Genomic DNA, 12,662 nt, shown 5'->3' with positions numbered 1-12,662 from the left:
TGAATTATTTAGCGTCGTTTTATTAGCCAAAACGGAATGTAATACCAAATCCAGAGTCAGGATAGCGCCATTCTTTGAGCGTTGCCTCATCGCATAATAGCCGGCAGGCGCCGCACTCCAGGCATCCTCGGTAGTCGACCTGCATGCCGCCTTCCGCAGTCCGTGAAAAAAGCCCGGCGGGACAGGATGCAATGAGCCGTTCGACGACTTCCTGGTCGGGCGCAGCCGTCGGGACAATATGCGGGTCGGCGGCGGGGCGCCAGACGTTACGCGCTACAGACATCGTAAGCTCCTGACAAGATCGCCTGCCAGATGATGCAGGCCGTGACGGCGAAGATGACGCCAGACTATCTGACGCAGCGGCGGGACGGGGCCTTCGCCCTGCTGCCAGAGTTCGCGGGAGATATCGTCCATCAGCGCGGGCCAGCGGCGATACCAGCCGGGGCGCTGCAGCAGCGCGGGAACGTGCCGATAGCGCTGCAGCACCTCCCACAGCAGGCTGCGCTCGATCTCCTGCTGATATTGCGCAAACAGATTTTGCGGCGCGCCGTGCCGACAGGCGTGGATTAACGTTTGCGCCGCCGCCTGGGCGCCGATTAACGCCATGTCCATTCCGCGCACGGTGAAGCCGGTATTGACGCAGGTGCGCAGCGCGTCGCCGACCAGCAGCCAGCCATCCCCGGCATACTGCGTCGGCATGCCGTGCAGGCCGCCTTCAGGTACCAGATGCGCGCCGTATTCCAGCGTTTCGCTGCCCTGCAGCAGAGGGCGCAGGGCTGGATGGGATTTGAGGCGATCCAGCAGCCCGGAGGCAGGTACCGTCCCTTTGCCCAGCGAGGAGAGCGGGCAGACGATACCGAATGAGAGCGTCTCCTGATTGGTATAAAGGAACGCGCCGCCGGGTAAATCCCCGCAGACCCCGCCGGTGAATATCATGGCCGCTCCCTCATTGCCCTCAAGGCGGAAACGATCTTCCAGCGCCTTGCGCTCTATTGCCAGCACCGCTTTGATCCCCAGCGCCATGGCGGTTGGGGACGGGCGCGGGAGTAAACCGTGGCGCTCCGCCAGCTCGCTGTTGGCCCCTTCCGCCAGCACCACGTAGCGGGCGCGCAGCGTTTCATTATCGCAAATGACCCCGCAAACCCGGCCGTTTTCGCGATACAGAGCCGTGACCGTCGCGCCGGTCACGCACTGCACGCCTTCACCTTCGGCCTGGCTAACCAGCCACGGATCGAAACGGGCGCGCAGTAAACTCCAGGAGTCACCGCTGGGCTGCAGGCTGGAATAGGTTGTGGCGCCATCGTCGGTCAGCAGGGTCAGGTTTTCCTGGGTGATACGACGTTCAAGCGGGGCGGATTGTTGAAAATGAGGGAGAAGTTCGGCGAGCGCGCGGCAGTACAGGCGCCCGCCGGAGAGATTTTTACTGCCGGGAAGTTCGCCGCGTTCGAGCAGCAGGACCGAAAGTCCTGACCGCGCGCAGCGTAGAGCACAGGCGGTGCCGGCTATCCCTGCACCGATGATAATAATATCAAAATCGTCAGCCATATTGCGCCCCAGATACCGAGAGCATCTAGGCTAACATGGCGTTATCTAAGGAATATTGACCATCGACACAAAGGCTTTAATCACTCGCCGCGATAGATGCAGCCCGCCGTGCAGGTCTCTTTAATCATCACCGCGCTCAGCAGCGGCACTACGGGCTTAACCTGTTGCCAAATCCAGCGCGACAGCACTTCGCTGGTCGGGTTTTCCAGCCCAGGAATATCGTTCAGATAGTAGTGATCCAGACGATCGTAGGTCGGCTTGAAGGCGGCCTTCAGCTCGGAAAAATCCATGATCCAACCCGTATGCGGATCGACTTCGCCGGTAATCTCCAGACGCACCATAAAAGAGTGACCGTGCAGGCGACCGCACTTATGACCTTCCGGTACGTGGGGCAGGTGGTGGGCGGCTTCGAAGATAAAATCTTTAAACAGGGTGGTGGACATCTTTTACTCTCAATAAGACAAAAAAACCGCCGTAGGGTACCGGAAAGTACATTTTTTAGCATTAACTAAAACGGCCCTGAGCGGAAAATCGCCACATTCACCGAACTGATGCATATTATCTCTTTATATTTCATGTGGTTATTTAATCGATTTTGTTGTTAATAACTATAGGTAAAACAGGTTAGTCCATTTGGTTATTTGTTATTTCCATCCCTTCTTTAATTGTTACTATCTGCGCCGTTACCCTTACATTCTCTTCTGTTTTTGCCGCGCTGACAGGGTGCGAATAACAGCTTTGCTTACTGGAACATAACGACGCATGACGACACAGGTCCCATCTTCCAATTTGCTCCCGCTCAACCCGGAGCAAATGGCGCGCCTGCAGGCGGCCACGACAGACTTCACACCGACCCAGCTTGCCTGGGTTTCCGGCTATTTTTGGGGCGTGCTGAATCAGCATTCCGGCGCGGTGGCTGCCGCTCCGGCCCAGGCTGCGGAAGTCCCAAGCATTACGCTGCTTTCCGCCTCGCAAACCGGCAACGCCCGCCGCGTGGCCGAAGCGCTGCGTGACGACCTTCAGGCAGCGCAGCTGAACGTCAAGCTGGTTAACGCAGGCGACTATAAATTCAAACAAATAGCCTCCGAAAAACTGCTGATCGTCGTGACCTCAACCCAGGGTGAAGGTGAGCCGCCGGAAGAGGCCGTCGCGCTGCATAAATTCCTGCTCTCGAAAAAAGCGCCGAAGCTCGAAGGCACCGCCTTTGCGGTCTTTGGTCTGGGCGATACCTCCTACGAATTCTTCTGCCAGTCGGGTAAAGATTTCGACAGCAGGCTGGCCGAGCTGGGCGGGGAGCGTCTGCTCGATCGCGTTGACTCCGACGTTGAATATCAGGGCGCTGCGGCCGAATGGCGCACCCGCGTGGTCGAGGTGCTGAAAGCCCGTGCGCCGGCGGCGACGCCGGCTCAGCTGGCGACAAGCGGCGCGGTCAATGACATTCATACCAGCCCCTATACCAAAGAAGCGCCGCTGACCGCGACGCTTTCGGTAAACCAAAAAATCACCGGCCGTGATTCAGAAAAAGACGTGCGCCACGTTGAAATCGATCTTGGCGACTCCGGCCTGCGCTATCAGCCCGGCGATGCGCTGGGCATCTGGTATCAGAACGATCCGGCGCTGGTCAACGAGCTGGCCGAACTGCTGTGGCTGAAGGGCGACGAGCCGGTGAGCGTAGACGGTAAGACGCTGCCGCTGGCCGAAGCGCTGACGTGGCACTTTGAGCTGACGGTGAACACCGCCAACATCGTGGAGAACTATGCCACCCTAACGCGCAGCGAAACGCTGCTGCCGCTGGTGGGCGATAAAGCGCAGCTGCAACACTACGCGGCCACCACGCCGATCGTCGATATGGTGCGCTTCTCTCCGGCACAGCTGGATGCCCAGGCGCTGATTGACCTGCTGCGCCCGCTTACGCCGCGCCTGTACTCGATTGCCTCGTCGCAGGCGGAAACGGAAAACGAAGTTCACGTGACCGTTGGCGTGGTGCGCTATGATATTGAAGGCCGCGCGCGCGCCGGTGGCGCCTCCAGCTTCCTCGCCGATCGCGTGGAAGAAGATGGCGAAGTCCGCGTCTTTATTGAACACAATGATAACTTCCGCCTGCCTGCGAACCCGCAGACGCCGGTCATCATGATTGGCCCGGGTACCGGCATTGCACCATTCCGCGCATTTATGCAGCAGCGCGCGGCGGAAGGCGCCGAGGGCAAGAACTGGCTGTTCTTTGGCAACCCGCACTTTACGGAAGATTTCCTTTACCAGGTTGAATGGCAAAGCTACGTCAAAGAGGGCGTACTGAGCCGCATCGATCTGGCCTGGTCCCGCGATCAACAACAAAAAGTCTACGTTCAGGACAAGCTGCGCGAGCAGGGGGCCGAACTGTGGCGCTGGATTAATGACGGTGCCCATATTTATGTCTGCGGCGACGCCAATCGCATGGCGAAAGACGTTGAGCGGACGCTGCTGGAAGTGATTGCCGAATTCGGCGCGATGGACGCCGAAGCGGCGGACGAATTTTTAAGTGAGCTGCGCGTTGAGCGCCGTTATCAGCGAGATGTCTACTAATGAGCGAAAAACATCCAGGACCGCTGGTGGTCGAAGGTAAACTGACCGACGCCGAGCGTATGAAGGTAGAGAGCAACTACCTGCGCGGCACCATCGCAGAAGACTTAAACGACCCCCTTACCGGCGGCTTTAGGGGCGATAACTTCCTGCTGATCCGCTTTCACGGCATGTATCAGCAGGATGACCGCGACATCCGCGCCGAACGCGCGGCGCAGAAGCTGGAGCCGCGTCACGCGATGCTGCTCCGCTGCCGCCTGCCGGGTGGGGTGATCACCACCAAACAGTGGCAGGCGATTGATAAGTTTGCCGCCGATAACACCATCTACGGCAGCATTCGTCTGACCAACCGTCAGACCTTCCAGTTCCACGGCATTCTGAAGAAGAACGTCAAGCCGGTGCACCAGATGCTGCACTCTGTGGGGCTGGACGCGCTGGCGACGGCCAACGATATGAACCGTAACGTGCTGTGCACCTCTAACCCGAACGAGTCTCAGCTGCATGCTGAAGCCTACGAATGGGCGAAAAAGATCTCCGAGCACCTGCTGCCGCGCACCCGCGCCTACGCGGAGATCTGGCTCGATCAGAAGAAGGTGGCCACCACCGACGAAGAGCCGATCCTTGGCCAGACCTATCTGCCGCGTAAGTTCAAAACCACCGTGGTTATCCCGCCGCAGAACGATATCGATCTGCACGCCAACGATATGAACTTCGTGGCGATTGCCGAAAACGGCAAGCTGGTGGGCTTTAACCTGCTGGTCGGCGGCGGTCTGTCCATTGAGCACGGCAACAAGAAAACCTATGCGCGCACCGCCAGCGAATTCGGCTACCTGCCGCTTGAGCACACTCTGGCCGTGGCGGAAGCTGTGGTCACGACCCAGCGCGATTGGGGTAACCGTACCGACCGCAAAAATGCAAAAACGAAATACACCCTGGAACGCGTTGGCGTTGACACCTTTAAAGCCGAAGTTGAGCGCCGTGCCGGCATTAAGTTCGAGCCGATCCGCGCCTATGAGTTTACCGGTCGCGGCGATCGGATTGGCTGGGTAAAAGGTATCGATAATAACTGGTACCTGACGCTGTTTATTGAAAACGGTCGTATCCTTGATTATCCGGGGCGTCCGCTGAAAACGGGTCTGCTGAAGATTGCTAAGATCCATAAAGGCGAGTTCCGCATCACGGCCAACCAAAACCTGATCGTTGCCGGCGTGCCGGAAGATCAGAAGGCGAAGATCGAGAAGCTGGCTCGCGATCACGGGTTGATGAATAACGTCACCCCGCAGCGTGAAAACTCGATGGCCTGCGTCTCCTTCCCGACCTGCCCGCTGGCGATGGCCGAGGCGGAACGCTTCCTGCCGTCATTTATTGATAAGGTGGACGGCGTGATGAGCAAGTACGGGGTGGGCGAGGAGCATATCGTCACCCGCGTGACCGGCTGCCCGAACGGCTGCGGCCGCGCTCTGCTGGCGGAAGTTGGCCTGATCGGTAAAGCGCCGGGCCGCTATAACCTGCACCTTGGCGGCAACCGCAGCGGAACGCGTATTCCGCGCATGTATCGCGAAAATATTACCGAGTCGGAAATTCTCGACTCGATTGATGAACTGGTCGGGCGCTGGGCGAAAGAGCGCGAAGCGGGTGAAGGCTTCGGCGACTTTACGGTGCGTGCGGGTATCGTGCGCCCGGTGCTCGATCCAGCCCGTGATTTCTGGGAATAAAGGTCTTTATCCACGCCTGACGATCCCCTCTCCGTTGACGGGAAGGGGATAAGGTGAAGGGAAAATAACGAGGTAACTATGTCCGTACTCGATCTCAACGCGCTAAATGAACTGCCGAAAGTTGAACGCGTACTGCAGCTGGCAGAAACCAACGCTCAGCTGGAGAAGCTCAGCGCCGAAGAACGCGTGGCGTGGGCGCTGGAAAACCTGCCCGGCGACTACGCACTCTCTTCAAGCTTTGGTATTCAGGCGGCGGTTAGCCTGCATCTGGTTAACCAGATCCGTCCGGATATTCCGGTGATCCTCACCGATACCGGCTACCTGTTCCCGGAAACCTATCAGTTTATCGATGAGCTAACCGACAAGCTGCAGCTGAACCTGAAGGTTTACCGGGCGCAGACCAGCCCAGCCTGGCAGGAAGCCCGCTACGGCAAGCTGTGGGAGCAGGGCGTTGACGGCATTGAGAAATACAATGACATCAACAAGGTTGAGCCGATGAACCGCGCCCTGCAGGAGCTAAACACCCGTACCTGGTTTGCCGGCCTGCGCCGCGAGCAGTCAGGTAGCCGGGCAACGCTGCCGGTGCTGGCGATTCAGCGCGGGGTATTTAAGGTGCTGCCGATTATCGACTGGGATAACCGCACCGTTTATCAGTACCTGCAGAAGCACGGTCTGAAATACCATCCGCTGTGGGATCAGGGTTACCTTTCGGTGGGGGATACCCACACCACCCGTAAATGGGAGCCGGGGATGGCGGAAGAAGAGACGCGCTTCTTCGGCCTGAAGCGCGAGTGCGGGCTGCACGAGGGTTGATAAAAGTCCCGGACGGCGCATCGCGCCGCTTCCGGGAGTATTGGTGCAGGACTTTTACCCTGGGGGATTACTGGCTAGCCCCTCCCGTTTACTGTAGTAACTCGCTTCACCTTCTGACGATACCAGCACCACCTGCGCGGACGGGCGATGTTGTTTCTTACGAAATCGTTCAAGCGCCTCCTCGCCGGGAAGTAAAAATCCTGCCGATCTCTTTTTCCACCACGATAGACGTACCGATAATCGGCTCATTTCCCAGCGGAAGTCGCCCTCCATCACGATAGGATGCAGTTCATTTTCTTCATCCAGCCAGGCGAGGTAGATATCAACGCTCTCTTCGCCCAGACGGGTAGAAAACTCCCGATCTTTATCCCATAAGAAATCGCTGGCCTCCCGATCGTAGCCGATATCGTGGCGTAGTAGGTTTTGCGTTGCGACGGAACGTTGGCTCAGCACCTTGCCGAAATCGACGTCAGAAAGTGCCTGTAAGCTGGTTGGGGCAGGAATTTTCTGTTCATAGACGCCATCAACCAATGCCCTGGCATTTTCCGGCATCCTGATTTCGCCATATTGACGCAGCAGCGCCTGAGTGCGCCATAAGCAGGCGTGGTCGGAATAAACGAAGCCGGTTCCTTGCAGCTCTTTTCCCAGCCAACCTTGCCCAGCCTGTTCCTGCCATTCTGGCGCTAAAATATGCAGTATCGGTGGCTGACGTTCATCGGGCAGTATCGCTTTGCGTTCCCCACCGGCAGTGCGGATATGGCGCTGAAGTCGACCGGCGCGCTGGATCAACAAATCTATTGGCGCCAGATCCGAGATCATCCAGTCAAAATCCAGATCGAGGCTTTGTTCGACAACCTGAGTGGCGATCAATACTTTCCCCCGCCGCGCTGAAACGGGTGCATCTTTGCCGAACCAGCCGAGGGTTTTATTCTCAATGGCAATACGATCGGTAAAGGCGAAGCGGCTGTGGAAAAGTAGCAGGTCCTGTTCAGGGATGCGCTTTTCATGCAACAGCTGCTGATAACCATCGCGTGCTTCATCAACCGTATTACGGATCCAACATACGCATTGCCCGGCTTCGACTGCACGATAGATAATTTCCAGCGCTTCCCGATGTTGCTGGATCCAGCTAACGATAACGGTGCGCTGAACTTCCGGGCGTGTCGTGAGCGCTTCTTCTTTCAACCCTGTGGCAGATAGATGGCTTAACCATGGGTAGCCCGCATCACTGTCCGTTTCGGTAGTGGCAAATCCCGCACCTTTGTTAAATGCGCTGAGCAATTTCTCCCGTAAGGCGGCAGGGAGCGTCGCGCTTAAAATAATAGCGCTTCCGCCCTGGGATGCATGAAATTGGAGCAATCCTTCCAGCAGTTTCACCATATAGCCATCGTAGGCATGAACTTCATCCAGCAGCAAAATCTTGTCGCGTATTCCGAGCAGGCGTAGCGACTGGTGGCGGAAGGGCATGACGGCCATTAACAGCTGATCCAGGGTCCCAACCCCCACTTCCGCCAGCAGCGCTTTCTTCCGCGAGTCGGCAAACCAGATATGGCATTCACCGGCGGCGTTGCCATCGTCGCGAGAATAGTCTTCAGCCGTTTCCCCCGATGGTTGCCAGACCGACTGTCGAAAAGCATCCGACATCTGTCGGCCGCCATGCGCCAGCATCAGCGATGGCCTGGCATCTTTGGTAAACAGCGCCTGATAAGCCCCTGTCAGCCGTTGATACATGGCGTTTGCGGTCGCCATTGTCGGCAGCCCAACGTAGAGTCCGTGCCCCTTATTAGCGGACATTAAACGATGCGTCAGGATTAACGCCGCTTCGGTTTTACCTGCTCCGGTAACGTCCTCCAGAATGACCAGCTGCGGACCCGGCGCAGAGATATCCAGCGTACTTGCTCGCTGCTGGAGAGGCGTAAGAGTATGAATAAACGGGAAGAGCGCCTGATGGTCCTGATAGCGGCTATGTTGTGACCGCTGCGGGATTTTGAGGATGGCTCGTTGAGCTTTTTCGCAGGCAAGAGGCCAGTAGGCTTCTAGAGGCATGGGGCTGCTGAGCGGTGGAAATTGTGTTTCATCCGAGCCCATCCAGTCGGCGATGGTGACTATGCCAGCAAAAAACCAGCTGTGCTGTTTTAAGCGTTTTCTTCCTGCTTTGACCTTCCATTCTGCAGGCAGCGTAAAGGGAAATAGCTGACTTACTGTTTCCAGGTAATGCGTTGCTACCGCAATGTCCTCGTCGCTGAATGCCAGAGGGCTGCTATTTTTTAGCGTATCAGGGGGGATTCCGTGGTGGCCGATGCTCACGAGCATCCATATATTTAAGGCGCTTTTGAAACTGGAACGATTCTCCAGGGGAATACCTGGAATAATTTCATTATTATCTTCAGACCATTCTTCAAGTAATTTCCCCCATAAATAAAAGCCTAAAGAATCATGCCGTTCAAAAGCTGAAATGCTATTAATAGGAGGAACTAACGGTGAGTCCGGGAATAGTGCATATTTTTGAAAGCCCCGGGCATATTTTCCAATGTCGTGGCTGGCAAAGAGCCAGACGATCCAGTTTTCTGCATCTGTCCCGCAGATGTCACACTCTTTTAATATATCTCTGGTGTTAAAAATATTGTTTTTGACGATGAAATATCCGCAGGCTGCGACGTCAAGGCAATGGTATGCCAGGAGATGATAGGCGTTATGCTTGCTATCCGTTGTTTTTGCTGTTTTTCCCCAGTAGCGGAGATACTGCGGGCTTTCAGTCATCATCTTTTGATTTCCCGGACAAAGCTGCAGGGGGCTGGCAGTTCAATTTAGCTGGTGAGTTAGCCTGAGCCGCCAGCCTCGCTCCATTTTTTCAGAGGTGAAATGCGACCCTTTTGCCTGTTGGGAGCTTCACGTCAATACTGAGTTCGCCGCCCAGAGCGGTGACGTAACGTTTCAGGGTCGACAGGCGGGGATCGTTATCTGCTTGCTCCATTTTTGCGACCGTTGGCTGCTTAACGCCCATCGCCGCCGCCAGCTCCGTTTGAGAAATATTCAGCTCTTCCCTAAGCATATTTAAAGCGATCGTCTGGCGAAGTTCTTCCACTTTTTCGGCAATACGTTCCCGGCTTTCTGGACTTTGCTTAGCCATCAGTTCTTTAAGGGTAGCCATAGTAACTCCTCATTTATTCAGGTGCTTACGGTATTCATTATCGGCAAGCCTGAGCATGTCTCTGTAAAATTTCTTTTCGTTCAACCCCGTTTTGTCTCCGGCGCATAGCACGATGCCATGGCGGCAAGGATCAAACGCAAAGAAAGCGCGGATTGGGTTGCCTTGATGCTGGACGCGCAGTTCTTTCATGTTCGGAAAAGCAGAATCATTCACGGTATCTGCAAACGGCCTACCTAACTGTGGGCCATACTCGGATAAAATCACCATCGCGGCCAGCATGTCTTCCTGCAGTGCACCCGTCTGTGCCTCAAACCACTCATCGAAAGCGTCCGTCGTTTCTATGTCCCACATTACGATCCCTCATAGCCAGTAAGCTATAGTAAGATTATAGCTTACTGGCTATGAGGACAACAGTTTTTCCCCCCAGCAGACGCTTTTTACTCCTGCTGACGTGTGAACCATTTGCACATTTGAAATGTGATATATTCGTTTTTTGTTAATTATTGTCATTAAAATAAGCATGAACGTAATTATAGCAATATTAAAAATCTGGCTTATTTATTATAAGTGACTTCTTGTTTTATTATTGATGGCATCCGAAAACTTGGTTACGATGTTTTCTACCCAAATGTTGGGCTGGGAGCCAATCCTTTTTTCTCCTTCAACAAGTGGTTGGTTCTGCTGAATTCCAGTTTTACAGGAGTAACTCTATGGATTTGAGTACGGAAAAATGGCTTCCTGTCCTTTTCTCCGACGGAGAAAAAACGAAAGTTGCGCTATGCGATATTCTTGATAACAGAATTCAGGATCTCGCGTTTCCTCGGGCTGATTTTCAGGGGGCGGCATGGCAAATGTTGATAGGTATCCTGCAATGTGCCATCGCCCCTGAAGATAAAGAAGACTGGGGAGATATCTGGAATGAGGGTATTGAACCTGAAGGATGGCAGCGCGCATTGCGTGCCCTTTCTCCCGCTCTGCAGTTCGGCGAACAAAAACCTTCCTTTCTACAAAGTTACGATCCTCTTGATACTGAATATAGCACTATTGCCGGGCTGCTGATTGATGCGCCTGGCGGCAATACGCTAAAGCTCAATAAAGATCATTTTGTTAAACGAGGTAACGTTGAACGAATATGTCCCCACTGTGCTGCTATTGCTCTGTTTGCGGTACAAACTAACTCTCCGGCCGGCGGAGCGGGCTATCGTGTCGGAATGCGCGGCGGTGGACCGCTAACCACGCTGGTGGTCCCGCAAGAAGAAGATAAGTTTCCGCTCTGGCGCAAGCTCTGGCTTAACGTTTTACCCGAGGAAAACGCACCGACGTCAGCACAGTTCCCGCTGATTTTCCCCTGGCTTGCGCCGACCAGGACCAGTGAAAAGGCAGGCAATGTGGTAACGCCGGAGAATGCGCATCCTTTGCAGGCTTACTGGGGAATGCCGCGACGGATTGAGCTGGATTTCACCCATACTGAGGCGGGGAACTGTGATTTATGCGGTGAGGAACATGAGTCGCTGTTACGGCAAATGCGCGCAAAAAACTATGGCGTTCAGTATGACGGTTGGCGGCATCCATTTTCCCCCTATCGGCGGGCGCTAAAAGACTCTTCCTCCCCCTGGCTGGCATTAAAAGGGCAGCCGGGTGGCATCAGCTATAAAGACTGGCTGGGGCTTATTCTCGAACGTGAGGATAAATTTAACAAAATGCAGCCGGCAAAGGTGGTTCGCTCGGCCAGCCAACAGAAAAATATCGGACTGTGGTGCTTTACATGGGACATGGATAATGCCAAAGCTCGCTGCTGGTACCAGCACCGTATTCCGTTAATCAGCACTTCGCATGCGGAGCAATTTCTGGAAGCGCTCAATAAAGTACTGGTACTGGCTTCAGAGGCGCTGATATTACTGAGAAATGCACTAAAAAGCGCCCGGTTTGCTAATCCGAAAGAAGCCAAAGTTGACTTCAGCATGATAGATATCGCCTTCTGGCAGGAAACTGAGCCTGCTTTTCGAACGTTGCAAGGGGTACTGGCGATTGATTCATTACGTCAAGAGACGTCGACTCATCTCGCGGTGAAAGTATGGGAGCGTGAATTACACGCCTATCTCTTTAACGTTTTTGACCGCGAAATCCTCACTGACGCCGATAGCCCGGACGATATCCTGCTCCGTCAGCTGAAGGCGCGACAGGAGCTTGAGAGCGGCTATCGTAAACATAAAGCGTATAAGGATGTACTGGCGCTGGTTGGATAATAAGAGGAGGTTGAACATGCTGAATAGTCATACTGCGGCACTGCGCAGAATCACTAATGCCAAAGCACAAAAAGCGCTGATTAACTGGTTTGCCGCATTATCTGAGCGATACTCGACGCGAGAGAATCAGCGCATTAACGGACGAGCCTGGCGGGCGGAGCTGAAAAGAATGGAGCCGCCCTACGGCGCAATGATGTGTGAAGGATACGGCGCGCTCCGTCACTCTCTTCTTGAACATATGCCGCTGCAACCCCTTGATGAAATGGCGCTGGCGCTGTTTGCCAGCATCGCCGCGCATATCAAAAAGCATAACGAAAAAACAAGCTTTGCCGCGCAGCTGGGGGAAAAACTCAACGGCTCAACGCCGTGCGTTTCTACTCTACGTTTTGAACGTCTGCAAAAGGCTTCCGATCCGGAAACGTTTTATCAGCTGTTAATCCACGCGGTGACGATTCGTGGTACTGAAGGGGTTAATGTCTTATCGCTGGCCGACAGTATTTTTTTGTGGATGGAAGAGTGGCAAAGGCAAGAAGAGCACAAGTCGGAACCCCGTGATCCCTTTGAGCGCAATCGCATCCGTTGGGCGAATGAATATCTTTCTGCGTCATATAGCAAATAATCATTTTTAGAAGG

General features: G+C 54.8%; 11 protein-coding genes. 5 read left to right on the top strand and 6 right to left on the bottom strand.

What is annotated here, in order from left to right:
- Window positions 1-22 precede the first annotated feature (22 nt).
- From RTE01_RS11795 to queD, 3 genes are all read right to left on the bottom strand, one after another.
- Window positions 23-283 (bottom strand): ferredoxin family protein, encoded by a 261-nt coding sequence (locus RTE01_RS11795; protein ID WP_041146963.1) that lies wholly within the window; start codon window positions 281-283, stop codon window positions 23-25.
- On the bottom strand, window positions 274-1,545 hold the full coding sequence (locus RTE01_RS11790) for an FAD-dependent oxidoreductase (protein ID WP_134527474.1): 1,272 nt from the start codon (window positions 1,543-1,545) through the stop codon (window positions 274-276). Before RTE01_RS11790 ends, RTE01_RS11795 begins: the two co-directional genes overlap by 10 nt.
- Window positions 1,546-1,625: 80 nt before the next feature.
- A complete protein-coding gene (gene queD, locus RTE01_RS11785) occupies window positions 1,626-1,988 on the bottom strand; it encodes a 6-carboxytetrahydropterin synthase QueD (protein ID WP_041146961.1) in 363 nt (120 codons plus the stop codon).
- 319 nt (window positions 1,989-2,307) lie between these two features.
- Between queD and cysJ the strand changes: the two genes are divergently transcribed.
- The 3 genes from cysJ to cysH all read left to right on the top strand — a co-directional run bounded on the left by cysJ (window position 2,308) and on the right by cysH (window position 6,632).
- Window positions 2,308-4,107 (top strand): NADPH-dependent assimilatory sulfite reductase flavoprotein subunit, encoded by a 1,800-nt coding sequence (gene cysJ / locus RTE01_RS11775; protein ID WP_134527468.1) that lies wholly within the window; start codon window positions 2,308-2,310, stop codon window positions 4,105-4,107.
- A complete protein-coding gene (gene cysI, locus RTE01_RS11770; protein WP_141335040.1) occupies window positions 4,107-5,819 on the top strand; it encodes an assimilatory sulfite reductase (NADPH) hemoprotein subunit in 1,713 nt (570 codons plus the stop codon). The genes cysJ and cysI overlap by 1 nt, the downstream gene beginning before the upstream one ends.
- Window positions 5,820-5,897: 78 nt before the next feature.
- Window positions 5,898-6,632 carry a phosphoadenosine phosphosulfate reductase gene (cysH, locus tag RTE01_RS11765; protein WP_041146958.1) on the top strand — a complete coding sequence of 245 codons (735 nt, stop codon included), beginning with the start codon at window positions 5,898-5,900 and terminating at the stop codon, window positions 6,630-6,632.
- A 54-nt stretch (window positions 6,633-6,686) separates the two neighbouring features.
- On the opposite strand, the gene cas3 is transcribed toward cysH, so the two are convergent.
- The 3 genes from cas3 to RTE01_RS11750 all read right to left on the bottom strand — a co-directional run bounded on the left by cas3 (window position 6,687) and on the right by RTE01_RS11750 (window position 10,134).
- Entirely contained in the window at window positions 6,687-9,395 is a 2,709-nt protein-coding gene (gene cas3, locus RTE01_RS11760; protein ID WP_409372337.1) for a CRISPR-associated helicase Cas3', read from the bottom strand.
- 88 nt (window positions 9,396-9,483) lie between these two features.
- On the bottom strand, window positions 9,484-9,783 hold the full coding sequence (locus tag RTE01_RS11755; RefSeq protein ID WP_088402265.1) for a helix-turn-helix domain-containing protein: 300 nt from the start codon (window positions 9,781-9,783) through the stop codon (window positions 9,484-9,486).
- Window positions 9,784-9,792: 9 nt separating this feature from the next.
- Complete coding sequence (locus tag RTE01_RS11750) at window positions 9,793-10,134, bottom strand: type II toxin-antitoxin system RelE/ParE family toxin (RefSeq protein ID WP_134527465.1); 342 nt, start codon at window positions 10,132-10,134, stop codon at window positions 9,793-9,795.
- A gap of 359 nt (window positions 10,135-10,493) precedes the next feature.
- Between RTE01_RS11750 and casA the strand changes: the two genes are divergently transcribed.
- Together casA and casB are read left to right on the top strand one after the other, a co-directional pair.
- On the top strand, window positions 10,494-12,029 hold the full coding sequence (casA, locus tag RTE01_RS11745; protein ID WP_134527462.1) for a type I-E CRISPR-associated protein Cse1/CasA: 1,536 nt from the start codon (window positions 10,494-10,496) through the stop codon (window positions 12,027-12,029).
- 16 nt (window positions 12,030-12,045) lie between these two features.
- On the top strand, window positions 12,046-12,648 hold the full coding sequence (gene casB / locus RTE01_RS11740; protein WP_134528629.1) for a type I-E CRISPR-associated protein Cse2/CasB: 603 nt from the start codon (window positions 12,046-12,048) through the stop codon (window positions 12,646-12,648).
- Window positions 12,649-12,662: the final 14 nt, after the last annotated feature.

The sequence above is a fragment of the Klebsiella terrigena genome (genome assembly GCF_006539725.1).
Lineage (GTDB): Bacteria > Pseudomonadota > Gammaproteobacteria > Enterobacterales > Enterobacteriaceae > Klebsiella > Klebsiella terrigena.
The sequence above is the reverse complement of the archived record's forward strand: the minus strand, read 5'-3'. Positions and strand labels throughout refer to the sequence as shown.

Coding starts and splice junctions, on each gene's coding strand:
- cas3 (WP_409372337.1), bottom strand. CDS start 9,395: ATGATGACTGAAAGCCCGCAGTATCTCCGCTACTGGGGAAAAACAGCA.
- cysH (WP_041146958.1), top strand. CDS start 5,898: ATGTCCGTACTCGATCTCAACGCGCTAAATGAACTGCCGAAAGTTGAA.
- casB (WP_134528629.1), top strand. CDS start 12,046: ATGCTGAATAGTCATACTGCGGCACTGCGCAGAATCACTAATGCCAAA.
- casA (WP_134527462.1), top strand. CDS start 10,494: ATGGATTTGAGTACGGAAAAATGGCTTCCTGTCCTTTTCTCCGACGGA.
- cysJ (WP_134527468.1), top strand. CDS start 2,308: ATGACGACACAGGTCCCATCTTCCAATTTGCTCCCGCTCAACCCGGAG.
- RTE01_RS11795 (WP_041146963.1), bottom strand. CDS start 283: ATGTCTGTAGCGCGTAACGTCTGGCGCCCCGCCGCCGACCCGCATATT.
- cysI (WP_141335040.1), top strand. CDS start 4,107: ATGAGCGAAAAACATCCAGGACCGCTGGTGGTCGAAGGTAAACTGACC.
- RTE01_RS11750 (WP_134527465.1), bottom strand. CDS start 10,134: ATGTGGGACATAGAAACGACGGACGCTTTCGATGAGTGGTTTGAGGCA.
- RTE01_RS11790 (WP_134527474.1), bottom strand. CDS start 1,545: ATGGCTGACGATTTTGATATTATTATCATCGGTGCAGGGATAGCCGGC.
- queD (WP_041146961.1), bottom strand. CDS start 1,988: ATGTCCACCACCCTGTTTAAAGATTTTATCTTCGAAGCCGCCCACCAC.
- RTE01_RS11755 (WP_088402265.1), bottom strand. CDS start 9,783: ATGGCTACCCTTAAAGAACTGATGGCTAAGCAAAGTCCAGAAAGCCGG.